The organism is Candidatus Planktophila sp. (assembly GCF_044348745.1).
In the GTDB taxonomy this organism is placed as follows: Bacteria; Actinomycetota; Actinomycetes; order Nanopelagicales; family Nanopelagicaceae; genus Planktophila.
This window is the reverse complement of record NZ_JBIKSG010000055.1, coordinates 23,620-47,246: the sequence shown is the minus strand read 5'-3', so window position 1 is coordinate 47,246 and position 23,627 is coordinate 23,620. Positions and strand designations below refer to the sequence as shown.

20 protein-coding genes and 2 tRNA genes are annotated in these 23,627 nt (G+C 45.8%); 16 read left to right on the top strand and 6 right to left on the bottom strand.

The features are described from left to right. Nucleotides 1-87 precede the first annotated feature (87 nt). Nucleotides 88-160: transfer RNA gene (locus tag AC9UH7_RS06375), tRNA-Glu, on the bottom strand. 125 nt (nt 161-285) lie between these two features. Continuing rightward, entirely contained in the window at nt 286-1,017 is a 732-nt protein-coding gene (locus AC9UH7_RS06370) for an SIMPL domain-containing protein (RefSeq protein ID WP_509596338.1), read from the bottom strand. A 104-nt stretch (nt 1,018-1,121) separates the two neighbouring features. Between AC9UH7_RS06370 and AC9UH7_RS06365 the strand changes: the two genes are divergently transcribed. The 6 genes from AC9UH7_RS06365 (at nt 1,122) to AC9UH7_RS06340 (ending at nt 6,191) form a co-directional block, all read left to right on the top strand. After that, nucleotides 1,122-2,066, top strand: coding sequence for an L-threonylcarbamoyladenylate synthase (locus AC9UH7_RS06365; protein WP_509596465.1), 945 nt, complete (start codon nt 1,122-1,124; stop codon nt 2,064-2,066). Nucleotides 2,067-2,075: 9 nt separating this feature from the next. After that, entirely contained in the window at nt 2,076-3,131 is a 1,056-nt protein-coding gene (locus AC9UH7_RS06360; RefSeq protein ID WP_509596336.1) for a glycosyltransferase family 4 protein, read from the top strand. 131 nt (nt 3,132-3,262) lie between these two features. Then, on the top strand, nt 3,263-3,535 hold the full coding sequence (locus AC9UH7_RS06355; RefSeq protein WP_509596334.1) for a hypothetical protein: 273 nt from the start codon (nt 3,263-3,265) through the stop codon (nt 3,533-3,535). 148 nt (nt 3,536-3,683) lie between these two features. Then, nucleotides 3,684-3,756 (top strand) — tRNA-Lys (locus tag AC9UH7_RS06350). 58 nt (nt 3,757-3,814) lie between these two features. After that, nucleotides 3,815-4,942, top strand: coding sequence for a metallopeptidase domain-containing protein (locus AC9UH7_RS06345; protein ID WP_509596333.1), 1,128 nt, complete (start codon nt 3,815-3,817; stop codon nt 4,940-4,942). A 28-nt stretch (nt 4,943-4,970) separates the two neighbouring features. After that, on the top strand, nt 4,971-6,191 hold the full coding sequence (locus tag AC9UH7_RS06340) for a glycoside hydrolase family 16 protein (protein WP_509596331.1): 1,221 nt from the start codon (nt 4,971-4,973) through the stop codon (nt 6,189-6,191). A gap of 48 nt (nt 6,192-6,239) precedes the next feature. On the opposite strand, the gene AC9UH7_RS06335 is transcribed toward AC9UH7_RS06340, so the two are convergent. Both AC9UH7_RS06335 and AC9UH7_RS06330 read right to left on the bottom strand, forming a co-directional pair. After that, nucleotides 6,240-7,553: a hypothetical protein gene (locus tag AC9UH7_RS06335; protein WP_509596329.1), complete on the bottom strand. Its 1,314-nt coding sequence runs from the start codon at nt 7,551-7,553 to the stop codon at nt 6,240-6,242. Between the two features lie 23 nt (nt 7,554-7,576). Further along, nucleotides 7,577-8,488, bottom strand: a complete 912-nt coding sequence (locus tag AC9UH7_RS06330) for a glycoside hydrolase family 16 protein (RefSeq protein ID WP_509596327.1) — start codon at nt 8,486-8,488, stop codon at nt 7,577-7,579. A 187-nt stretch (nt 8,489-8,675) separates the two neighbouring features. Here AC9UH7_RS06330 and AC9UH7_RS06325 point away from each other — a divergent pair, with 187 nt between their 5' ends. From AC9UH7_RS06325 to AC9UH7_RS06305, 5 genes are all read left to right on the top strand, one after another. Further along, entirely contained in the window at nt 8,676-10,022 is a 1,347-nt protein-coding gene (locus AC9UH7_RS06325) for an ABC transporter substrate-binding protein (protein WP_509596325.1), read from the top strand. Nucleotides 10,023-10,034: 12 nt separating this feature from the next. Beyond that, entirely contained in the window at nt 10,035-11,012 is a 978-nt protein-coding gene (locus tag AC9UH7_RS06320) for a carbohydrate ABC transporter permease (RefSeq protein ID WP_509596323.1), read from the top strand. Between the two features lie 92 nt (nt 11,013-11,104). Further along, nucleotides 11,105-11,854, top strand: a complete 750-nt coding sequence (locus AC9UH7_RS06315; protein ID WP_509596321.1) for a carbohydrate ABC transporter permease — start codon at nt 11,105-11,107, stop codon at nt 11,852-11,854. Between the two features lie 41 nt (nt 11,855-11,895). Further along, complete coding sequence (locus AC9UH7_RS06310; RefSeq protein ID WP_509596319.1) at nt 11,896-13,167, top strand: hypothetical protein; 1,272 nt, start codon at nt 11,896-11,898, stop codon at nt 13,165-13,167. 20 nt (nt 13,168-13,187) lie between these two features. Further along, nucleotides 13,188-14,558, top strand: coding sequence for a family 16 glycosylhydrolase (locus AC9UH7_RS06305; RefSeq protein ID WP_509596317.1), 1,371 nt, complete (start codon nt 13,188-13,190; stop codon nt 14,556-14,558). Here AC9UH7_RS06305 and AC9UH7_RS06300 read toward each other — a convergent pair. Then, complete coding sequence (locus AC9UH7_RS06300; RefSeq protein WP_509596315.1) at nt 14,555-15,352, bottom strand: glycoside hydrolase family 16 protein; 798 nt, start codon at nt 15,350-15,352, stop codon at nt 14,555-14,557. The genes AC9UH7_RS06305 and AC9UH7_RS06300 overlap by 4 nt on opposite strands. Before the next feature lie 144 nt (nt 15,353-15,496). Between AC9UH7_RS06300 and AC9UH7_RS06295 the strand changes: the two genes are divergently transcribed. Beyond that, nucleotides 15,497-16,879 (top strand): GH1 family beta-glucosidase, encoded by a 1,383-nt coding sequence (locus tag AC9UH7_RS06295; protein WP_509596313.1) that lies wholly within the window; start codon nt 15,497-15,499, stop codon nt 16,877-16,879. Here AC9UH7_RS06295 and AC9UH7_RS06290 read toward each other — a convergent pair. After that, nucleotides 16,872-17,912, bottom strand: coding sequence for a LacI family DNA-binding transcriptional regulator (locus AC9UH7_RS06290; protein WP_509596311.1), 1,041 nt, complete (start codon nt 17,910-17,912; stop codon nt 16,872-16,874). The two genes, AC9UH7_RS06295 and AC9UH7_RS06290, sit on opposite strands and share 8 nt — an antisense overlap. 81 nt (nt 17,913-17,993) lie before the next feature. Here AC9UH7_RS06290 and AC9UH7_RS06285 point away from each other — a divergent pair, with 81 nt between their 5' ends. The 4 genes from AC9UH7_RS06285 to AC9UH7_RS06270 all read left to right on the top strand — a co-directional run bounded on the left by AC9UH7_RS06285 (nt 17,994) and on the right by AC9UH7_RS06270 (nt 23,577). Further along, the gene (locus AC9UH7_RS06285; protein ID WP_509596309.1) at nt 17,994-18,998 is read left to right on the top strand and encodes a LacI family DNA-binding transcriptional regulator; all 1,005 of its coding nucleotides are present in this window, start codon (nt 17,994-17,996) and stop codon (nt 18,996-18,998) included. Between the two features lie 132 nt (nt 18,999-19,130). After that, complete coding sequence (locus AC9UH7_RS06280; protein WP_509596307.1) at nt 19,131-19,841, top strand: response regulator transcription factor; 711 nt, start codon at nt 19,131-19,133, stop codon at nt 19,839-19,841. A gap of 275 nt (nt 19,842-20,116) precedes the next feature. Next, nucleotides 20,117-21,547 (top strand): RNA polymerase sigma factor, encoded by a 1,431-nt coding sequence (locus AC9UH7_RS06275; RefSeq protein ID WP_509596305.1) that lies wholly within the window; start codon nt 20,117-20,119, stop codon nt 21,545-21,547. 167 nt (nt 21,548-21,714) lie between these two features. Next, nucleotides 21,715-23,577, top strand: a complete 1,863-nt coding sequence (locus AC9UH7_RS06270) for a hypothetical protein (protein ID WP_509596303.1) — start codon at nt 21,715-21,717, stop codon at nt 23,575-23,577. The last annotated feature ends 50 nt before the right edge of the window (nt 23,578-23,627 follow it).

The following is a 23,627-nucleotide window of genomic DNA, read 5'->3' as shown; positions in this document are numbered from 1 at the left end:
AAGTAATTGATAAACATAAGTGGCTCTTATGTCACCTTAAAGCCGTTACTACTTTTGCATCTCTAGAACAGATACTGCGGTACTGCGTGCCCCCAACGGGATTCGAACCCGTGTTACCGCCGTGAAAGGGCGATGTCCTAGGCCCCTAGACGATGGGGACGTTCTAAGGCTTGCCAATCTTACCCGCCATTGAGCGTGTGACCAAACCCGATAATTAAGCACAAAAAAGCCGCTATCCCCTTCGGATTAGGGGTTGCGGCTCTTTTGTTTAAAGGTTGTTAGCGATTAATTAAGCGCCCAACGAACAGTAATTGTCACTGTTACATCTTGCTCACCTAGATCAACCTCAACAGCTGCAGCATCTGCGGCTCCTGCCTTTGCCATTGGGAAAGGTGATGAGTACACAGGAGAAGATTGCTCTTCAAGTGATAACACCTTGCCAATTGATGTGCCAAGAAGTTTTGCGTAAGAAGTTGCTTTTGACTTTGCGTTAGCAACTGCCGCTGCACGTGCTTCTTCAGTTGCCACAGCTGGATTAAGAGTTGTTGGGATTACTCCACCAAGCTGCACATTGTCGCCACCTGCCGTGACAACTGCTTCAATGATGCTTCCAGCATCAGATGCTTTTCTGATGAGGACATCAAATGTTTGCGAGGCGCGGTAGCCGGTGATCTTTGTGCCAGCCTCTTGTGTCCAGGTGTATTCAGGATAGACAGAGATATTTGCTGAACGAATATCCTTAATAGCAATTCCTTTGTCTTTCAGCGCTGCGCGCACAGCTGCAGATGATTTGCTTGCAGCAGACAACGCTGCAGCATTTGTTGAACCAACAACAGAGACTGTTGCATTAAAGCGGACTGCATCTGGGACAACAGAGATCGTGCCAACACCTGTGAGGGTGATGTATCGATCAGTTGATGTGCCAGCACCATTGGCTGGGATTGCAAGGGCGATAACGCCTGCAACTGCAGAAACGGTCAGGATGGATGCGATTGTGCGAAGTTTTGTTAGTTTCATAGGATAAGTATCTCGTATTTGTTGTGATGGGCGTTAGTTATTGCTGGGAATAGTGGGAGAATTAGCGGGTGAGCCAGTTCTTAAGTAGGTGCGATGCCTCAGCGATGAGCGATGCTGCCTCCGTTTTGATGGCTGGTGGTTTAGTGGCCTTTCCAACTGAAACTGTTTATGGGTTGGGCGCAGATGCGTGCAATACAGCGGCAGTTGCGCGGATTTATTCAGTAAAGGGTCGGCCAGCCGACCATCCACTGATTGTGCATGTTGCATCCATGGATGGTTTGGGTGATTGGGCGCGTGATGTGCCCACATATGCAATTGCACTGGCGCGTGATTATTGGCCAGGGCCAATGACATTGGTGGTGGGCAGATCTGATTTGGCAGGCGACTTTGTAACAGGCGGACAGGACACAGTTGGCGTGCGAGTGCCTAATCATCCTGTCGCACTGGGATTGCTTGAGGCTTTTGTGGCCGCTGGCGGTAAAGGTGTGGCAGCACCGAGTGCCAATCGTTTTGGAAATGTCTCTCCGACAACTGCTAATGCCGTTGCAGCAGAGCTAGGTGATTACCTGGCAGATGGAGATCAGATTCTTGATGGTGGTGCATGTGATGTGGGTGTGGAGTCAACGATTATTGATTGCACAGGAGATACGCCAAAGATTTTGCGTCCAGGTGCGATAACACTTGAAATGATCGAGCAGAGCACAGGACTGACAGTTGTTGGGTCTGTGGAAGAACCAGAGATCCGTGTCAGCGGTTCCTTGGATAGTCACTACGCACCGGCAGCAGTAGTTGTATTGGATCAATCTCCGACGGCCGGTCAAGGATTTATTGCAATGGCAGATGTTGTGGCAGCAGAAGGTGTTGTGCGATTGGCTGCACCAAGAACACATGAAGAGTTTGCACAAGTCTTATATGCAGCGCTGCGCGCAGCAGATGAGCAAGGCCTATCAACTGTTGTTGTGCAGCAACCTGTGGGTGATGGCATTGCAATTGCAATTCGTGACCGGTTAAAGCGAGCCGCACACTCTGGTCTTATGGCAAATGAGTAAGATTTCGCAGTGATTATCTCCACCACACAATTTCTAGTCTTAGGTATCGCAGCCTTTGCATTAACTGGTTTATTAACTTGGCCGGTGCGGGCACTTGCAATTCGATTAGGTGCGATGGATGCTCCTAACTTGGCCCGTAAATCACAGGCAGAACCAGTGCCGTATTTAGGTGGGGTAGCAATTGCTTTGGGAATAACAATCACGACTTTAGCTGCTGTCTATGTTGGTGGAAACAAAAATGGTGAGAATTCAGGTCAGCTTAAAGATTTAGCTCTCACTGTTTTGTTACCCGCCTTGTTATTGGGAGCAATGGGATTAATTGATGATCTGCGCTCGCTATCACCGTGGCCTCGATTAATTGCACAATCAGTTGTTGGCACAGTTGTTGCGATAGTTATCGTAAACAGTGGCACAACCGGAACTCCATTTGGCACATCGACTATAAACACAGCGGTGACCATCTTTTGGATAGTAGGAATTTGTAACAGTATTAACTTCTTTGACAACCTAGATGGCGCAGCAGCGGGCGCTGTTGCAATTGCAGCATTGGGAGTTTTCTTTATTGCATTTGATAGAGGCCAAGAACTAGTTAGCGCTCTCTCGATTGTGACAGTTGGTGCAACTATTGGATTTTTGATGTGGAATAAGTCGCCTGCAAAGATCTATATGGGTGATGCCGGTGCCTTGTTCTTAGGAATCATTATTTCAGCTGCAACAATCAGATTAAATCCAGGGATACAACCAACTTGGAAGTCTTTAACAATCCCAGCAATTTTATTAGCGGTGCCACTGCTTGATACATGTGTTGCAGTGTTTTCTCGCTTGGCACGTGGCGTTTCTCCATTAACTGGCGGCAAAGATCATCTCTCCCATCGTTTAGTGAGAGCAGGATTAACCCGGCCTATGGCTGCCATTGCGCTGTGGGCGGCATCTGGTGTGTGCGCATTGGTGGCAATTGGAATTTACAGATACTCAGATTCTTTAGGATCAGTGCTGATTTATGTATTTGCCGCAGGCTGGTTATCGGCCCTGGTGCTGTTCTTGCGCACCCCATCACATGACTAAGCCCCACGCATAGGCTCACGTAAGTTTTTCACTTTTGACCATTCACAGGTGGGTCACAGCAACAACTTGGAATTATCGAACCTCATAATTATTACAAATACCAGTACTGGTACCAAAGAATGGAGCAGTTCATGAGCGAGCACACTAGTCAAGCAGTCATAAAGTATGCAGATTCAATTATTACCTGGGGCGGAGTTTTTAGAAATATTTTCACCGTCTTTGGTTGGATCTATTTAATTGGTGGACCAATTGTTGGGTACATAGCTTGGGATACTTCTTACTACGGTGAGGCTTCCTACATCTTCTACGGCATTTTTGCTGGCCTTATCGGCGCGGTAGCAATGTTTGGATACCGAATCATTTTTGACTACTTGTTAATGAAGGCTCATCAAGCCAAGGGTTAAAGCACAGACAAAGCCATCACACTAGTGATCAGTGTGATGGCTTTGTGCTTGTCTAACATCAGTTGACCCCATTTTTATGCCGCTTTTGTGCGTGAAGTGGGTCATCTAAATCTCCGATACGATTACGCCCGCAGATAATGCTGCAGTGGGGCCTATAGCTCAGTCGGTAGAGCAACGGACTTTTAATCCGTGGGTCGACGGTTCGAGCCCGTCTGGGCCCACAGCCATAAATTGTTTTTAAGTCGCATAAATACTCACTTAATCAACGGTGTAGTAGTTATGAAGAGAATCCTCATTGTTGCCATTTCATTAGCCCTACTTGCTCCTTTTGCACCTGCCACCGGTGCGCCCAAGGCTCAGAATGAATGGGCCACGACACACAAGATTGTCTATGTGGGATTAACTCCTAAGGATCAACCAAATTTCTGGACTGAAAATCAAGTGGACACAGCGACAGCAACAAGTGATGGGGAGATGCTGAGTTTTGCGAAAGAAACAGTCACAGAAGCAATTAGATTTTGGAAGCAAAACTCCAGAGGCAAAATGAAGTTCACAACTTCAAAGTTTTATATTGGTAAAGCAGGTACTGCCATCGAGCGTTGCAACCCTGATGCTGACATAAAAGCGGCGATAAAGATTGCTGGGTTCAAGACGATTCCAATCGGAACCCATGTGGTTGTTGCAAATATTTATGATTCCTGTGGATATGCAGGACTTGGCGAGATGGGAGGCAATGCGGTTAACCTCAGGTCTTTAGGAGCAACAACCTTGATTCATGAGCTTGGCCATAACTTTGGATATCGGCACTCATCCACGATGTATTGCAAGGGTTCTGATTACACCAAATTTAATACAACCAACTGCTCTGTTGACGAATACGGAGACTTTAGAGACTTAATGGGCAATGATGATTGGTGCCCGGGCACGACGCTCAGTGCCACCCAGCGCGCAACCATCTTTCGCACACCAATGGCGAAAACCCTAAAAATTGGGGTTGATATAAGTGTTGATGAGTCAAAACAGGCAACAGATAACATTCTGTACCAATTTAACTATAAAGGCACCTGGTACTTCTTTGAGTATTACATCCCTGGCAAAGATCGTTGCATGACGTTTACTCACCTTCTCTACGCACCACAGCTTCAACTCAGAATGGTTGGCCCCAACTGGGCAATTGATAAAGGTGCTGCCGTTGGTCCAACTCTAATTCTAAGAAAGCAATCTGATCTTCCAACAATTCCAGTAACACTTGATGAGGATGGAGAACCTATCCTTGCCTCATTAACCGGATCTACTTTGACGGGATTTCAGGCTGGTGAAGTATTCAAGCTGCCAGGAGCTCCTTATACGTTAACAGTTAAGAGCACAGGAGAAACGAGTGCTGTGTTTACTCTGACAAAAAGTTAATTCCCCTATTTGCGGGTAACCTAACCCTGTGTTTGATTCCCTAAAAAATCGGTTGCCCTTGGCTTTGGTATCAACTTTGGCAGTAATCCTTGCATCTTTTTCTTTTGTTACCGCTCATGCCATCGCTGGGACTTCCTGCAAGCAATCTGGATTGCAACAATTAAAGAATCGCGATCTCTACACCTGTGCAAAAGTGAACAACAAATTGGTCTGGCAATTAACCGAAGACAACACCTCTGATTTTGCACCATTTCCAATTAATGGTCCCACTTGGCAACAACTTGCTGATATTCGAGATGCCTCAGCGAAGGCAGCGGCAGAACTTTTGGCCAAACAAGCAGCAGAATTAAAAGCACAGCAAGAAGCTGCGGCAAAAGCTGCAGCAGATGCTAAGGCAGCAAAAGCGGCCGCAGAAGTGCCCAAGATTGCGGGATTAGTTATTGGCAAACTTTTATGGAGCGATGACTTTCAAGGGCAAGCAGGTTCTCAAGCAAGTTCAACATCATGGACACCCAGGCGTTGTGGACATGCTGCATCAAATGGTGGTGGCACTTGCCATAATAATGAGCAGCAGTACTACATTCCTGAAGCTATCGCCCAGGATGGCTCAGTTAATGGAAACTTGATAATCACCACAAAGAGAATTACTCAACCACCAGCAAATGCTGGAATTTGTTATGTGGGACTCTGTTCATTTACCAGCGGGCGCTTAGACACACAAGGCAAGCATTCCTTTAAGTATGGGTTTATTGAATCTCGTATAAAGATGCCCGCAGGTTCGGGGAATTGGCCAGCTTTTTGGATGTTGGGCGACAATATAAATCAAGTGGGTTGGCCCTATTCAGGAGAGATGGATATCGTAGAGATTCACTCTGATAGACCATCTATCGTTACATCTGCAACTCATTTCTCTGCTACAGACACCCCTAATAAATGCTGTGACAATCACCGATTTGTTTTTGATGAAGTAAACTTTGGAAGAGTAGATGTCTCAAGTGACTATCACACCTATGCAATAGCGTGGTTACCAAACTCGATTTCATACTATTTCGATGGTCAGTTAGTCAGTAACACAACTCCCTCACGCGTGTCTGGTAAATGGGTATTTAATGAGAAGTTCTTCCTCATCCTCAACAACGCAGTGGGTTCTTTTGGTGGGAGTTGGGCAAACCTTCAATCATCAACAATGAGTATTGACTGGGTTCGTAGTTATCAGCTCAATGGCTACGGAGAAGTCTTTACCCCATAAAAAATCCCGGCACCCATACGGGCACCGGGATCTCTTATTAGAGAATTGTTACTTCTTCTTATAACCAGTTGGGCACTTTGGATTAACCGCAGTCACCTTCTTAGTTGTCTTACCCTTAACGCAAGTAATTGTTGTTGCTTTAACAACAGGCTTTGGTGCTGCATAGATATCAAATGTCACTAGATCAACATCTGCATCCTTGTCACCATAGCCAGGAATAATCGGCTTAAAGGTGCCGTAGAGGCGAACTTTTGGAGCGGGTGTGGTTGGTGTTGCTGGCTTTGCCTCTGTGCCTGTTGTGTCAGTGTTCTTGATGATGAAGGTAACTTCACCCATGGCATTTGTTGTTGCCTTCAAATCAGCACCTGATGCTGTCTCTGATGCCGGAGTAGTTATCTTTGTGGCTCCGAACAACCAGTTTGCCTTTGATCCACTGTATGGAGAATTAACTTGCAGAGTTACTTCCTTGTTTGCAAGTGGCTTTGTTCCATCAGAGGTAACAAGATACTTAAGAGTCAAAGTAGTTCCTGCCGCGATGTATGTGTAGAACGCACGAGTCTTGGCAGAGTAGTACTGAGCAATGTCACCAGTTGTATCAATGCTGTTTGATGGACCAAATGCTGGTGAAACAAGACGCATTGATGGCAAGGTGACTGGCACAGTGACAGTTGGTGTTGGAGTGGCTGTAGGTGTTGCAGTCGCAGTTGGAGTGGCAGTAGGTGTTGGTGTAACCGCAGCCCCAATAGTTGTTGCAGGTGACTTTGTTATATCAAAAGTCAACAGGTCTGTTACTTGTTGCATGTCAGTCAAACCATCAATAATGAGCTTCATGTTTCCGTAGACACGTCCAGTTGTTGCACGTGGCTGTGTTTCTGAAGCAGGGATTGCCATCGCGGAATCTGCAGTGTTTGTGTTCTTCATCGTGAATGAAACTTTTCCAGCCGCATCAGTCTTTCCTGGAACTAGTAGTCCGTATCCAGTTGCCGAATCACTTGAGGCACCGACAGCCTTGCCGTTTACTTCCCATGTTGCCTTTGATCCACTGTATGGAGCGTTGACCATAAATGAAACAGCTTTATCAGCCGCTGGTGTCGTTCCATCTGTAGTTACCAAATAGGTAACTGTGATTGTTGAGCCAGCGCCAACATACTTGAAGAAGCTGCGGCCGCCTGCTGCGTAGTACTGACCGAGACCATCGGATGTAAAGGTTTCATTTGCAGCGTTAAAGTCAGGAGATACGTAGCGGATTGTTGGTAGTCCAGCTGCTTGAGATGAGCTCTGCCCTATCAGCCCACCAGCGAGCAGGAGCGAAAGCGTTGCAACCCCACTTACTAACTTTCGTGTAATTGATATGTGCTTCATTTCCTGCTCCTTTTCCTAGTGGATTAACCTCTAAATACTTTTCCAACTCCATTAACTGAGTAGAAACGTATGTAATCAACATGTAATTGCGCTTGATTAAGCATTGGATCGATGTATTCGCCAGCATATGTGCCACCCATAGCTAAGTTCAAGATCAAGAAGAACTTCTGGTTATAGACCCAGCCGCGGGTTCCGGTGTCTGCAGAAGAGAAGGTCCCTGTGACTCTGCCATCAACAATGAATGTCAGTGAATTCTTTTTCCATTCAATTGCATAGGTGTGATAACCATTAGACAAAGAGTCATAGCTTAAAAATGCTGCGCCTAAACCAGATCCTTGCGGTGTTGTTGGACCATGAATTGCAGAGGTAGAGCGATCTGGAATGTCACCACGAAACTCCATGATGTCGATTTCGCCGCACTCAGGCCATGGGACACCATCTAATAAATCTCCACCTAACATCCAAAATGCTGGCCAGGTGCCAATACCTTGTGGCATTTTGATACGCGCTTCAATGCGGCCGTATTGAAATGAAAGATTCCGTGCTGTTTTCATGCGAGCACTCGTAAATTGGCATTCAGAGCAACGATTAAGGATGTCTTCGGTGCCTGGTACATCTCCAATGAGATCGCCGTACTCATTTGAAATTCTGTTGGCGGTAATAACCAAACGGCCCGCGCCATCCATAGAGGCGTTGGCAGCTTTGTCGGTATAGAACTGGCGTTCAGAATTTCCCCAGCCACCACCACCGATTTCACGGGTCCAAGTCTTTGATGATGGGAGCGTTCCTTTTTTGCCATTGAACTCATCTGACCACAAGAGCTTTAGCGTTTTCTTAGTGGCAGCATCTGCGACAGGATTGACCATCAAGGTCAGAGCAACAGACAGTGCAACAAAAAGACTGGTTGGTGCCAGAATCACTTTTTTCGTGGCCATTAGCGGGCTCCCCTCGTTATCAAACTTTAACCCAAATTCCCTTGTGCCAAATAGCATTAAAGGCTTAAATAGCGTACCTTGAAACCGCTTTCATGGAAACCTCCAAAGGCGAGAGTTTTCCTGAGAGTTTCAAGGTTTCACTAGGGGCCTGCCGGATGTCAGGTCTGTTAAAGGGAAGGTTTCACACATGAAAAAATCAACGACCAGAAATGCGTTTCTTGGTGCATTCGTTGCGATGGCCGTTTCATTAGGCGTGCTCTCAGCACCTGCTAAGGCAGCCGAGCAAATCACTTTAACTATCTGGACTTTTGGCGAAGTTATTCAGCCAGGTCTACAACGTGAATACCAGAAGCTTCACCCTAATATTAAAATCATCCCGATTAAGAACGATGTTGATCCTCTTCACCAAAAGACAATCCTTTCCTGTCAAACAGGTGGGCCAGCAGACATCATCGCCTTTGAAGTTCCTTACTCAGGGTACTGGCGCACAGGAAACCGCCCAAGTTGTTTCCAAGATTTGCGACAGATGAAAACTTCAGCGATCAACGTCTCTGCAGGCGTTGCAGCTGGACTATCAGCAAATGACATTAAAAAGAATTATCTTCCATGGCGCTGGGAACAAGGCGTTGCATTTAATGACGCAGTGATTGGTATCCCAACAGATGTCGGCGGGTTGCAAGTTGCATATCGCACAGACTTGTTTAAGAAGGCTGGATTACCAACTGATCGTGTAGCGGTGAGTAAGTTGTGGCCAACGTGGGATGCATTTATTGCAACCGGTAAGAAGTATGTTGCAAAGTTAACGCCTGCAGAAAAGAAAGCAGGCAAGGGATTCATTGATGATGCTGGATCAATCTATGCAGCTGTAATGAACCAGGGAACTGTTAAGTATTACCAACCAGACGGAACTGATGCAGGAAAGCTTGTTTACAAGACAAACCCTCAGATCAAGAAGGCTTGGGACACAACAGTTAAAGCACTTGAGGCAGGTATTGGCGCGCGCCTTGGCCAGTTCACATCTGACTGGAACATCGGTATGAATAAGGGCGCAATGGCAACGATTCTTGCTCCAGCCTGGATGCTTGATTACATCAAGAAGCAAGCACCAGATACAAAGGGCAAGTGGGATATTGCTGATCTTCCAGTAGGTGGCGGAAACCAAGGTGGAACAGAACTTGGTATTCCTAGCTACTCAAAGAACAAGCAAGCTGCTTATGACTTCCTTACCTGGTACTTAGCACCAGAACAACAGTTAAAGGTTTTCAAGACCTATGGTCTTTTCCCTTCAACTTCAGTTCTCTACGATGATGCTGCCTTGCTTGAATACAAAGATGAGTTCTTCAGCAACGCGCCAATAGGTGCTATCTATACAAAGGGTGTCTTGAAGTTGAAGCCAATCTTTGAAGGAGAACTACAACGCAAGATTGATGCAACATTTGGTGCAGGTCTTGGCCGAGTGGCATCTAAGAAAATGACATCTGCAAAATCATATGCACTTGTTATTTCTGACATCGATAAACTCTTTAAGAATTAAAGTATTTATCCGATGACAACTATTAAGGACGGTAAGGGGCGCCAAAAAGCGCCTCTTACTCCTTGGAAGCAAAAAAGTAGGAAAGAAAAGAAACCGCTTCCAGGTGTGGGATCAATGGATGGTCGCTGGGGATACGCCGCGATTGCTCCATTTTTCATAATCTTCTTAATATTTGGTGTCGCACCAGTTGTTTACTCCATCTACATTGCATTTTTCAAATGGGATCCCCTCGGTGAATCTGAATTTAATGGGATTAACAATTTCATTTTCCTATTTCAAGATTCAGATTTTTGGATAGCTCTTAGAAACACTTTTAGCATCTGGGCGCTATCAACCTTTCCTCAGATGATTATTGCGATCAGCCTTGCTGCAATCCTTCGTAATAAGCGCTTAAAGGGAAAGTCTTTTTGGCGCACCATTCTTTTGGTACCAAACATCACTTCTGTCATCGCAATCACTATTGTTTTCCAGCAACTGTTTGGCCGTGAATACGGGTTAATTAACACCGTATTGGTCTTAATCCCAGGGGTTGAAAACATCGACTTCATTGAAGGTGTAATCCCAAGCCACATCCAAATTGCGACAATGATTACCTGGCGCTGGGTTGGCTATAACACTCTGATTTTCTTAGCTTCAATGCTGGCAATCCCAGATGAGCTCTATGAGTCTGCATCTGTTGATGGAGCAACCAAATGGCAGCAGTTTAAGTATGTCACTCTCCCATCACTGAAGAACACCATTACCTTCGTGTTGATCGTTGGCACAATCGGTGGACTTCAAGTATTTGCTGAGCCTCAGCAGTTGGCTGCAGATGGTGGATCTACCAAGCAGTTCTTGACTCTGACCCTATTCCTATATAACCAAGCCTTCTTGAACAACAAGTATGGCTATGCGGCAGCTATCGGTATAGCAATCACATTTATTGTTCTGATTATTTCGGCGATTAACTTCGTGATCACTCGCAAGATCTCAGGTGAGGGCAGCCGATGAAGCGCAATATTCCGAAGTGGCAGAAGACTTCCAAGCTGCATTACTTGATGCTGGTCTTGATTACATTCCTTTCTATATTCCCTTTTTATTGGATGTTTATCGTTTCATCCAACACTGATGCTGAAATCTCTAAATCACCACCATCACTTGTTCCAGGACCTCGCTTTTTGGAGGTTGCTAACAAGGTTTTGACTGCTGAAGGTGTTTATTTCACTCAGGCGTTAATTAACACCTTCATAGTTGGTGTTGCCATTGCAGTAGCGCAAGTAATTTTCTCTGCAATCGCTGGTTTTGCTTTTGCGAAACTGCACTTTAGAGGACGCCAGTTCTCAATCCTCTTTGTTGTTGCAACCATGATGCTTCCAAGCCAGCTGGGAATCGTGCCACTGTTCATTATGGCCAATAGATTGAACTTGGTTAATACCTTGTATGCATTGATCGTTCCAGCGTTAGTTACTGCTTTTGGCGTGTTTTGGATGCGCCAGATCATTGATGCCCAGGTCCCTAATGAAATTCTTGAAGCTGCCAGCATTGACGGTGCCTCCGTGCCACGTGTTTTCTGGAGCATCGTGCTTCCAAGCATTCGCCAGAGCGCATTTGTGCTTGGTCTCTTTGCATTCTTAGCATCATGGAATGACTACCTATGGCCAACCATTGTTTTGCAATCTCCCGAGCGGTTCACATTGCAGGTTGCTTTAACTCAGCTAAAGCCGCTCTATGGACTTGATTACTCACTACAGATGGGTGGTGCATTCTTAGCAACAGCACCACTTTTGATTCTCTTTATATTCGTCGGTCGCCGCTTAGTAAGCGGTGTTATGGACGGAGCGGTAAAAGGTTAATGATTAAATCTCAATCCACCCTAGGCAAGAAAGGCATACACATGTCTAAATTCCGTACTCACATCGGCCTCATCCTTGCGATGGTCCTGGCTATTTCTCCAGTTGCTTTCTACAGCGCAACTGCTGCAACAGGTGGACCACGAGATGCCTACATTACGTTGCAATCACCTTTTCTTGATGCGTCCAATACTTCAGATGCACGAGTCAATCAGCAAATGGCTGATGGTTGGGTCGCTAAGGGCTGGTTTGGAACTGGTTTGGTCTACCAAGTTGCGTTTGCACCGGTTGGATCAACAATTAATTTGACCTATAACGTCAGAGACAAGAATGGAAAGCCGCTTGCCTTCACAGCCGTTAACCTACGAATGAATAAGGGTTATAGCGAAGCTGCCTCAATTATTTCAGTTGATGGAATAAAGACAAAGGGAATTGATCGCCCGCCTTTTGATCAAGCAAATGTAATCAAGCGCACCGATGCATACGGAAACGTGACCTTTGCCGTCAAGAACCTAGATCTTGAGTCATTAGGCGAGACAGAGCCAGAATCAATGACATCTAAGCCAATTTTTAGCGAGGATAAGCTCGATCGTCTTCACTCACAGATGCTTCCTGAAGTTAATAGTGAGCAGGCCGATCACTCAGCTATCACTCAATTTCATTACTACATACCAAAGACACCAATTGTTGTGCCAGCAACAAAGCCAACAATCACATTGGTAACACCAAAATTAGATGCAACTAATTCTGTAACAAATGCAGCTAAGGGTCTTAAGCAAGCATATGCACCGATTGGCGGAAGCCTAATTGTTGTTTACAAGGTAACTGGTGATGATGGAAAGACCGGAGTACCAAACAAGGTTGTTACCTTGAAGGTGAACGGTGGCAAGTCAACACTTGAGGCAACTACTGATGCATTTGGTTATGCCGCATTTACTCTGAAAAATACCGACACAAAGCCAAACGCAGCACCAGCTTCAGCAACATCGGCAATGCCAGGGGCTAGCACAGCATTTGCAACTCTTGTTCCTGAGATCGCAGATACAACTGCGGCATCAGCAGAAGGTGTCGAGTTCCATTACTACCGCGGCATCTCAACCTCTGTAGCAAAAACTGGAAAAGATTTTGTAGTCTCAGTCGCTGTTGCAGGAGCTGCTGGAAAGTCAGCAACTGTCTCTGTAACAGGTGCTAAGAAAACTACAGTCAAGATCTCATCTCCTATGCAGGTTGTTCCTGTGAAGGTATCTGCAGGAGCAAAGACAGTCTCTGTGGTTATCGATGGAAAGACATACACATCTAAAGTTGTAGCGAAGTAGGGGGAGAGTAAGAAATGCTAATGAAGTCACTTAAGGGCTCATTAGCATTTCTTGTCTCATTTTCACTTCTTGCACTAGTTGTGCCATTTTCAGCCCAGGCAGATGTCTCAAAACAACCGCAGATTGTTTACTCAGATAACACTGGATTAAATCTGGCAGTAGTTCCGGCTTCAATTAGTGGAGTTAAGAGTCCAAAGCTGCAATGGTTTGTGGGTGGAAAAGCAGTTGCTGGGGCTACAAAAACCGCCTTTAAGGCAACTGTCAAGCAAAAGAACCAGAGCATTCAATTGAAGGTAACAGCGGCAGGTGCCACAGTTTCATCAGTTGTGGGCAAGATCGGCCATGTCATTATCAATGTGAAGCCATCTGCAACCCTTGCTGATTCTTCTGGCGGTAAAGCAATTGCAACTCCAGGGGTATTTTCACCAAAGAGTGCAAAGGTCACCTATCAATGGTTTAAAGGACCAGTTGAAATTGAGGGCGCAAAGTCTGCAACTTATTCAACTGCAGGCATAGATCAAGGTTTTAAGGTTTATGTCATCGCAACATATAGCGCTAAAGGATTTACAGATAACAAAGTTGTTTCAAGTGAAGTAGCGATCCCAATGTTCAAGAGAACATATGTGCAGGTGTGGTCAGATGAGTTCAATCTTCCTGAAGGCTCAGCACCAGATAGTGCAATCTGGACATCTGAAGATGGTGATGGAAGTAAAGCTGCAGCAGGTGGTGGTTGGGGAAATAAAGAACGTCAGTACTACATCCCAACTTTAGCCAAGATCACTTCATCTGGTGCACTGCAAATTGATGCGACCACAACCGGTGCCAATGCCTATAACTGTTATTACAAAACTCCATGTGAGTGGATAAGTTCTAAATACATTACAAAAGATAAAGTTGGGTTTAAGTACGGTCGTCTAGAAGCACGGATTAAAGGTCCTGTTGGTTCCGGTACATGGGGTGCGTTCTGGATGCTGGGCGCGGATATTGATACTCGAATTTGGCCATGGTGTGGAGAAATTGATGTCACTGAGTTAGTTGGTAAATCACCTAATACTGCCTACGGATACTTACACGGTCTACTTTCAGGTGGCTTTGGTGGACGAGGTACAACTGTTGATATGCCTAATGGATTTGCCAACGATTACCACACCTATGCAGTCGATTGGTTGCCAGACAGCATTGATTGGTATGTCGATGGTGTGCTCTTTGGAAGCCAGCAAAAGAAGGATAAAGACTGGGTTTTTGACCATGAATTTTACTTAGTGATGAACTTGGCTATGGGTGGAAACCTTGGCGGAGCAATTGAGCCAGGCCTAAAGCAAGCAAACATAAGTTTTGACTGGATCAGATTCTCAACGATCAATGGTGTGGGAGAAGTAATCAAGCATTAATGCAGGATGAGATCGCCAACCCCATCTATTGAGTAGTACTTAATTGAGTTAACTTGTAACTCAGCACTGTTTAACTCTGGATCAACATCTCCGGCAAACCAGCCACCTATAGCTAGATTGATAATGAGATAGAACTCTTGATCAAATGGCCAAGGCTTGCCTTGCGATTCAACATCTGCTCGATTAATTGTGTTGTAGCAAAGATCATCAAAGAACCACTGGATTGAGTCTGGAGTCCAATTAATCGAGTAGGTATGAAACTGACTTGAAAGAGTTGTTGGAGACTGAATGATTTTTGTTAATCCACTTTCTCCAAAGTAGCCATCCCCATGGATTGTTCCTTGAACTTGAAAGGGATGAGCACCAGTATTTTCAAGAATGTCTAACTCTCCACAATGTGGCCAAGCAACACCATCTAGAAGATTTGCTCCGAGTAACCACAATGCTGGCCAAACGCCAGTTCCACATGGCATCTTGGCTTTAATCTCAAGTCGACCATACTTAAATCCAATTTTGCCAGCTGTGTGGATCTTGCCACTCTTCCATTGTGCTGGACCGTAGTAACAGTTCAAACCAGAATCAGGGGTCACCCTTTGGGCAGTAATGATGAGGTTGTCATGAATACTGACTGAATCTTTGGTGTAGTACTCCAGTTCATTGTTACCCCAGCCGACTAATCCGGCAGATGCCCCATCGCCAATATCAAAATTCCAAATATCTTCTAGAACCTCACCGCCATGGTGGTCGGCAAACTCCTCAGACCACAAAAGTGATAGTTCGGGCCCGTTGGCCATGTTTTTCTCCTAAAGGCTGGAATCTAATTAGGCTACAGTATTGCTTATGAAACCGCTTTCAGTAGACTACTACAGCGTTTCCTTAACAAATTATCATTTACCAAAACGTTGTAATTTGATCTGCACAGATGGGATATCCACGACATGAGTTCTCACTTTCCAGAAGATTTCACCTGGGGAACTGCGACTGCAAGTTATCAAATTGAAGGCGCATTTGATGTCGATGGTCGAGGCGCAAGCATCTGGGACACATTTTCAAAGACACCTGGCAAGGTAGTAAATGGCGACACCGGTGATCAAGCTTGTGATCACTACAACCGTTTTGATGAAGACATTGCAATTATGAAAGATCTTGGTGTGAGTGCATACCGATTCTCTATTGCCTGGCCTCGCCTATTTCCAAATGGGGACGCCGTTAGAGAAGAACGCGGATTTGATTTTTACAATCGTTTAATTAACGCACTTGTTGCAGCTGGCATTGAACCAATGGTTACTTTGTATCATTGGGACTTGCCACAAGCACTTGAAGATAAAGGTGGCTGGGCAAACCGTGATGTCGTAAAGGCATTTGAAGATTACGCAACGGCGTGTGCAGAGGCATTTGGCGATCGCATTTCAACCTGGATTACCATCAACGAACCGTGGTGTGTTTCATGGCTTGGTTACTCAAATGGAGTTCACGCCCCAGGTAAAAAGGATTTCAATTTAGCTGTGGCTGCAAGTCATCACACAGCTTTAGCTCATGCTGCTGCAACTCGCGCAATTAAGAGAGTTTGCCCAGATGCAACCGTAGGGCTGACTGTGAATATGAACAACATTCATAATGAATCACCTCATGATCAAGATGTTGTTGATTTTGCAGCTCTCAATGATTCAAATCTAAATCGTTGGTGGATCGATGCATTTACAACTGGAAAATACCCACAAAACCTGGTTGATTGTTACGGCGAAATGCTCAGCCGCGTGGACTTGCCAGGAGATGAACAACTACTTATTGCAGCCCCAGATTTCTTAGGCATTAACTATTACTGCGATGGATTTGTGCGCTCACCGCGCCCAGAAGATAAGCCAGCAATCGAGGGTGGCTTTATGCCATTCCCACAGCGTGTAGATGGCTCATCTCCTGCTCATCTAACCAATGACTTAACGGCCATGGGCTGGGTTGTTACACCAGAAGGCCTGGGTAACTTAGTAAAGAGAGTCCACAAGGATTGGCCATCAATCCCTTACATCGTCATTACTGAAAACGGATCTTCATATGATGATGTGAAGGTAAATGGCGAAGTAATTGATACCAAGCGCACCGCCTATTTAGTGGCACACCTGCAATCACTCCAGAACGCTATTTCAGATGGTGCGCCAGTAAAGGGATATTTTGCTTGGTCACTACTTGATAACTTTGAGTGGGCCGAAGGCTATGCCAAGCGTTTTGGAATAGTCCATGTTGATTATAAAACTTTTGAGCGCACCCCAAAGATGAGCTTTAAAAAGTACAAAGAGATTATTGCTGCTAACACTGCTATTTAGAAGCAGATGATTGGCGCTTAATTAACTTAACATCCAAGACTTTATCTTCAACTTCTTCACCATCTAAAATCGCTAATAGGCTGTGCGCAACTTGTGCGCCTAATTCTCTAATCGGTTGTCTAATGGTTGTTATCGATGGGTGATTTCGACTGGCAACAGGTGAGTCATCAAAACCAACAACCTTTACCTTGCCTGGCACAGAGATGTTGTTTTGCAGCAATACATTAATGGCACCAAGTGCTGATAAATCATTGCCGGCAAAAACACCATCAAATTTGATTTTTCTTTTGAGAAATTGACGGATTAACTCTTCTGCCTTTGATTGGGTGTAGTCACCATGGATGATCAGTTGATCATTGATCTTCATGCCGGCACTTGTAAGAGCTTTTTCATATCCATCTAAGCGATCTCGACCAGATTGCAACTTTAGGTCACCGGTAATCGTCACAATGTTCTTACAACCAGAATCTATTAGGTGCTTAGTTGCTAAATAACCACCTTTGACGTTGTCCACATCAACATAGGGATACTTTTTAGAACCACCTAAGTCACCACCAAAGACAACCGCCATCTTGGGATCTAACATCTTTTCAAAACTTCGAAGTGGTCTGTGCCAACTAAAGATCGCGATGCCGTCCATTTGTCCTGCTTGTAATGTGGAAAAGAGTGAATCCTCTGCTCCGCTTTTTGGTCTGATTAGCAGCATGGGATGTAGACCAGCTTCTGTAATTGCAGTTGAAAAACCTTGCACCACTTGGCCCCAAAAGGGATTGAGAAAAAACTCTTCACTGGATTCTTCCATGAGCAAAGCAATCAATCCGCTGCGCCCACCAGCTAATCGGCGCGCAGTTGCATTAGGCGTGAAGTTGTATTTTGCAACAGCCTTACGAACTGCTTTCTCTTTATCAGCAGAGACTTTTGCAGTCCCATTGAGAACGCGAGAGACAGTTGCAGGGCTAACGTTGGCAGCTTTTGCAACCTGATCAATAGTGATCTCAGCCTGCTGAGTAGCCACATTTAACTTCTTCGCCATAATCTCAAACTGTAGTCAATCTGTGTGAATATCGAAAGGCTTTATATAGAAAAAAGGGCGCTAAATGAGTATGTTTGAGGAGTGAGCAAGAAACCGAGCCTTCGAGATGTTGCTAAACAAGCACAGGTTTCGGTTGGAACAGTCTCAAATGTATTAAACAGACCTTTAAATGTCTCCGAAGAAACTCGTTTAAAGGTTCGAGATGCAATCGATATGTTGGGCTTCATTCCATATAGCAATTCTTCAGGCACGAGTAACAACTCAAAGATCGTTGGATTGATTTTGCCTCTTGCACAAAATCCTTTTTATGATGAACTTGCCTTGGGTATTGAAGATTCAATCGCAAAGGCTGGCCTGCGTGTGTTAATTGGATATTCACGGGAAGATGAAGCGATTGAACTCCAGCTTCTCACATCAATGACGGAAGCAAACTTTCGAGGAATTATCGTTACTCCGGTTGGACCCAATAACCAAGTTTTTGAAAAATTCATTGATCGCAATGTTCGCGTGAGTTACCTTTCACAAACTGATGAAGAACCCAACCAATGTTCTGTTTCTATTGATCAAGTTCGTGGTGGTTATATAGGGCTTGAATATTTAGCAAAGCTGGGTCACAAAAAAATCTTGTGGGTATCAGGACCAGAGCATCATCACCAATCAAATCAACGCTTTGTGGGCATTTCACTTGCTGCCCAAGAGTTCGGGGTGCAGCTAGATGTGATGTCCTCTCCTTCACTAGATTTCTTGTCGGGTGAGAACATTGCTCCCGACATCATTGCCCGCGGTCCCTTGCCTGATGCCATCTTTGCTGGCAATGACGCTCTTGCACTTGGAATCATGAATTACTTTCATAAGGTCGGCATCCCAGTGCCGGGCCAGATCTCAGTATTGGGATATGACAATGTCTCCTATGCAGAATCTGCACTTGTCCCCTTAACAACTGTTTCCCAGACCCCCTATCAATTAGGTATCACCATGGGCACCCAAATGGTCTCTGAGCTATCAGCTGGGGATGAGCATGTTCATCAGCATGTTGTTTTTCAGCCACAGATCATTGAGCGCTCGAGCACCACCCTTCGTCCTTAAATCACCCTCCAATTCTCTTTTCTGTGACTAGTCAGGTCATTGATGCGTATTCCCTTTGACAGGTCAATGCCCATACATTTAGCACATGGACATCCAAGGTCAAGACCAGTTATTGAACTGTTCACTGAACACATGGGATCAACAGATTTGAATACGGTCCGAAAGTTTATTGAATGGATGACCTTTCACCCAGCGATGGAGGATATTCCGCGAGCGCTGGCTACTGATTATTTAACTGAATATGGAGTTAAAGGAATCCGCTTTGGTCTGCTCAATAGCGATGATTCAATTCTTTTGTTAGGTCAATATGGATATCCAGATGCGATGGCATGGAGAAATCGCACGATTCCCAGCGCGGAATGGCATGCAATTGTGGCTCCAGATATTCAATTGATTGTGAGCGCTTCTGGCCAAGAATGGACAGATGACTCTCGCTTTTTTGTGAGCACCCTTCGTGATCACGGTGTTGTGCAGGGGTATTTAATCGTTGAGTTTATTAACCCGATCGAAGACTCCAAGAAGCTGGTTATTGCAGAGACCATCGACAACCTGTGTATGCCGATTGCTCTCTATCTCTCCTTCCAAATTCGCCGATCCCCTAATCAGGCAATCAGCATTAACTCCCTGGGCGACTCCAAGGACACCGGCGATGCCCAACTCACCGCCCGTCAGCTCTCGATCCTGGGGGGCATGGTTGAGGGCAAGACCAATCACGAGTTAGCCACTGAGCTAGGTTTTTCAGTCTCAACCATCCGCCACGAGACCATGCGGATCTACCAGGCGCTCTCGGTTAGCGATCGCAAGGAAGCTGCCAAGAAGGCACTTGCTTTGGGGCTCTTCTAACCCCTTTAGACACGCTTAAACCCTCAATGCGGGCTTTACCCTTGCCCACCCAATAGACTAGAGACCTGATTCCGGCAGGCTTGTTTCTCGCTGCCATTCGGCGAAAGCCCTGCGTTCTATCCCCAATCTACCCATTTACGCTCAACCACCCTTGGATCCAGGAATTAGCCCAAAATACTTTTCATTTGGGCACAACATTTGGCCCCCAGCGGTGTCTTAACTAATAGAGGGCAAGACGTTGTCTTCGTTTTAACAAACTCGCGGGAGTTACTCACATGGCACTATTGAAGTCGAAAGCGGCGAAAGCAGCTGCAGCGACCGATGCCGCCCGCATATTGAGCGCAAATCCCGCAGACGCTCAAGGCTCAGCCGCTGATTGGTCTATTGCACAACTCTCAGCGATCTACACAGAACACCGCACACAGCTTGTCTCTCAGGCTCGTCGCATCACAAAGAACGAGGCTGAAGCTAACGAAGTAGTCCAGGAAGCGTTCTTGAAGTTCATGCTTGCTGCTCCTGATCTAGACACAGCAGATCGCGCGATTGCTTACCTTCGCACCTCAGTTACCAACCTTTCTTTAAACGTAATCCGCGCTCGCGGTGCTCGTCCAAACCTGGTTGCAATTGATGCTGACACCACACAGGAGCGTCTCAACGAGATTGCAACTGAGAACCACATTGATCTTGATACAACTATTACTGCAGCAGAAGATGCCGCGATTATCCGCGAAGCACTAGCTCGCCTAACCCCAGATCAGCGCACAGCGCTTGTGATGTGGGAAATGGAAGGCCGCACAACAGAAGAGATTGCAACTGCTCTTAACACAACACCTGCCAACGTGCGCCACATCTTGGGTCGCGCTCGCAAGTCAATGGTTCGTGTTCTTGAAGAGTGGATTGTTGATGAAAAGACTGGCCTGACTGCACTTAACGCTCTTTCAAATACATACAAGAAGAGCATTGAAATCGCGCAAAAGTCATCTAAGGCTGCTCTTTCACTTGTTCTAGTTATTACAGCCTTCCTTGGCTTTAACTCAATGACTGGCAATGAGTCACCTCTTGCACCAGGTGTGGCCCAGGTTGAAACTTCAACTCCAGCTGAGGTAACTCCTTCAGAGTCTGCAGCACCATCTGCATCAGCCTCTGCCACAGCAAAGGCTGCAGCAACAGCTGCTGCTAAGAAGGCTAAGCAAGATGCGATCTACGCAAAGATTGCTGCGCTTTCCTTCATTGGCCTTAATAAAGAGGGTATTCCAACAGCATTTTCAATCACAGATGAAAATGGCAACGCAGGCGTTGGCCGCGTTACAAAGGGAATTTCAACTCTTGGCACAACAGGCTTACTAGTTAGCAACCAGTTTATTACCGGTTCAGCTGGCCCAAATGTTTTGATCGATCAGTTGATCACAGTTGATGGAACAGGTACCAACTACAGTGCCAACTCAATCAACGTTGGCTTTGGTGGCAACTGGCGCTCAGTTGAAGTTAAATCAACAGAGACATCACTTGATCGCCTTGCAAACGGCAACTTCCTTATCACAGCCACATTTAACATCGGCTACCTCAACACAACAGATTTTGTGATGCCAACTGGCAAGCGCGGCTATGACCTAGTCGATGCTCCAAAGACCATCACAACTCGAGTTCTTCTGAACTCAGGCAAGACCACCGTACTCGCGCAAGCAGTGCAGGTGATAAACAAATAAATAGGTTTCCTCGCCGCGTCCGGATACACGGTGGGGGATTTGGTGAATCAGCACGTGCGATTCATCGAAACGGGTGAAAAAGACCCTCTCATGACATATGAGAAGGCACTTATTACCCAAAGCCGAACGGGGGAAATTCCTCCGATCGACTAATCGAAAGGAAACAAATGTCTACAAAGACAACTATCAAGCGCATCGCGCTTGTAGCAGTTGCAGCTTTGGGCTTTGGTGTTGTTTCAGTTGTGCCTTCAAGCGCGGCTGTACTTAACGACACCTACACACTTTCAGAGAGCACAACTACTGTCTCTCTTGGAAGCCCAGCCTCTGTAACACTAACAACAGCTGGTTACTTTGCTGCTGCTTCAGACACAGTGACAGTAACAGTTGCGCTAAAAACATGGCCATCAACACTAACAGCAGCTCAAATTGCAACATCACTCGCTGCTCCAGGTGTTTTCTCAGATGTTGACACTGCAACTGCCTACACAGGTGGTTCAGCTGGTGGATCAAGCGTTGTTAACTCAACAACAACATCTCAAACTGGTGTTGCTGGCACTGCTCCAAAGCTTGTGTCTACACGTTCAAAGGTGACTGTTGCTGCAGCATCACTACCAGTTGTAGGTACATACACATTCACACTCACACCATCAGGTGGAGCTAACACAACAGCAATCACATGGACTGTTGTTGTTACAGCACGTCCAGCAATGACAGCTGCTGCGACAACTGCTCTAGCTACATACGCTTACTACGAGAACATCCCTTCTCGTGGAACTTGGGCGGCATGGAGCACAACAACTGATGCACTTACTTTCTCAGCATACGCAACACCAAGCGATGCTCCTGCAATGTCAGTAAGAGTTATTCAGGGCAATGGAAATACAACATTCCCATTGATCGCTGCTGACGCAGTTGCTCTAACAGCAACTGTTACATCAGGTCCAGGTCTTGTTGCAATCTCAGGTGAAGGCAGTGGTTACTCAGCTAACCTAGGCGCTAAGGGAATCTACGCGACTACAACATCTACTCAGCTCACTAACCTTGGACTGACACAGTACGTATACGTTTATGGAACTGGTGCTCCAGGACTTGTAACTGTTGAAATCAAGGCTGGCTCAATTGTTCTTGGTACAAAGAAGATCAACTTCTTCGGTAACCCAGCAACTATCACAGCAACAGCAGCTAAGCCAGTAATTGGTGCTGCTGCGACAGCAGCAACTGTTACAGGTAAAGTAACTGATGCTTCTGGCAACGCGGTTCCAGATCTAACTGTTTACGCAGTTTCTGGCACAACAGCTGCAATCAGCAACAGCTACACATCATGTGGTGCAACAGACAAGGATGGTCTTGTTTCATGTTCACTAACTGGTGTAGCAGCTGGTACATCTGCAATCACCCTTACAACTAACGCATCTGCAACAGCTACTACTGGAATTTCTTCAACTCCAGTATCTGTTCGCGTGAGCGATGGAGTTGCAACAAAGGTTGATTACGCATTCGCTAAGGACACATATGCTCCAGGTGAAGTTGCAACAATTAAGGCAACTGTTTCAAACGCTGCAGGTGTATTGCCAGCTGGTACATACACAGTTCTAACAGCAGGTGTAACAGGTAACTACGCTCTAACAGGTGGCCCAGCGCTAACTGTTACAACAACTGATGCAACTGGTGTTGCTTCATACACAGTTACAGTCCCAGTAGGAGTATCTGGAGATCTGACTCTTACAGGAACAGCTGCAACAGGTGTTACAGCAACATTTGGTAAGACAACTGTTGTTAACGCAGCACAGGATGCAGCACAAGCAGCAACAGATGCAGCTTCAGAAGCAATTGATGCAGCAAATGCAGCAACTGATGCAGCTAACGCTGCAGCAGAAGCAGCAGATGCAGCAACAGCTGCAGCACAAGATGCAGCAGATGCAGTAGCTGCTCTATCAGTATCAGTTGCAGCAATGATCGATGCTCTAAAGAAGCAGATCACATCTCTAACTAACCTAGTAATCAAGATCCAGAAGAAGGTAAAGGCTTAATTAGCCCGAGCTTTCCAAGGATCTAACTCTTAGGAGTTAGCTCTAGTCCG

What these genes read in the sequence shown, in the direction of transcription:
- AC9UH7_RS06305 (WP_509596317.1), top strand. Translation starts at nt 13,188, where the DNA reads ATGAAGTCACTTAAGGGCTCATTAGCATTTCTTGTCTCATTTTCACTT.
- AC9UH7_RS06275 (WP_509596305.1), top strand. Translation starts at nt 20,117, where the DNA reads ATGGCACTATTGAAGTCGAAAGCGGCGAAAGCAGCTGCAGCGACCGAT.
- AC9UH7_RS06370 (WP_509596338.1), bottom strand. Translation starts at nt 1,017, where the DNA reads ATGAAACTAACAAAACTTCGCACAATCGCATCCATCCTGACCGTTTCT.
- AC9UH7_RS06315 (WP_509596321.1), top strand. Translation starts at nt 11,105, where the DNA reads ATGTTTATCGTTTCATCCAACACTGATGCTGAAATCTCTAAATCACCA.
- AC9UH7_RS06300 (WP_509596315.1), bottom strand. Translation starts at nt 15,352, where the DNA reads ATGGCCAACGGGCCCGAACTATCACTTTTGTGGTCTGAGGAGTTTGCC.
- AC9UH7_RS06310 (WP_509596319.1), top strand. Translation starts at nt 11,896, where the DNA reads ATGTCTAAATTCCGTACTCACATCGGCCTCATCCTTGCGATGGTCCTG.
- AC9UH7_RS06335 (WP_509596329.1), bottom strand. Translation starts at nt 7,553, where the DNA reads ATGAAGCACATATCAATTACACGAAAGTTAGTAAGTGGGGTTGCAACG.
- AC9UH7_RS06295 (WP_509596313.1), top strand. Translation starts at nt 15,497, where the DNA reads ATGAGTTCTCACTTTCCAGAAGATTTCACCTGGGGAACTGCGACTGCA.
- AC9UH7_RS06280 (WP_509596307.1), top strand. Translation starts at nt 19,131, where the DNA reads ATGGGATCAACAGATTTGAATACGGTCCGAAAGTTTATTGAATGGATG.
- AC9UH7_RS06325 (WP_509596325.1), top strand. Translation starts at nt 8,676, where the DNA reads ATGAAAAAATCAACGACCAGAAATGCGTTTCTTGGTGCATTCGTTGCG.
- AC9UH7_RS06330 (WP_509596327.1), bottom strand. Translation starts at nt 8,488, where the DNA reads ATGGCCACGAAAAAAGTGATTCTGGCACCAACCAGTCTTTTTGTTGCA.
- AC9UH7_RS06320 (WP_509596323.1), top strand. Translation starts at nt 10,035, where the DNA reads ATGACAACTATTAAGGACGGTAAGGGGCGCCAAAAAGCGCCTCTTACT.
- AC9UH7_RS06290 (WP_509596311.1), bottom strand. Translation starts at nt 17,912, where the DNA reads ATGGCGAAGAAGTTAAATGTGGCTACTCAGCAGGCTGAGATCACTATT.
- AC9UH7_RS06365 (WP_509596465.1), top strand. Translation starts at nt 1,122, where the DNA reads ATGAGCGATGCTGCCTCCGTTTTGATGGCTGGTGGTTTAGTGGCCTTT.
- AC9UH7_RS06355 (WP_509596334.1), top strand. Translation starts at nt 3,263, where the DNA reads ATGAGCGAGCACACTAGTCAAGCAGTCATAAAGTATGCAGATTCAATT.
- AC9UH7_RS06270 (WP_509596303.1), top strand. Translation starts at nt 21,715, where the DNA reads ATGTCTACAAAGACAACTATCAAGCGCATCGCGCTTGTAGCAGTTGCA.
- AC9UH7_RS06345 (WP_509596333.1), top strand. Translation starts at nt 3,815, where the DNA reads ATGAAGAGAATCCTCATTGTTGCCATTTCATTAGCCCTACTTGCTCCT.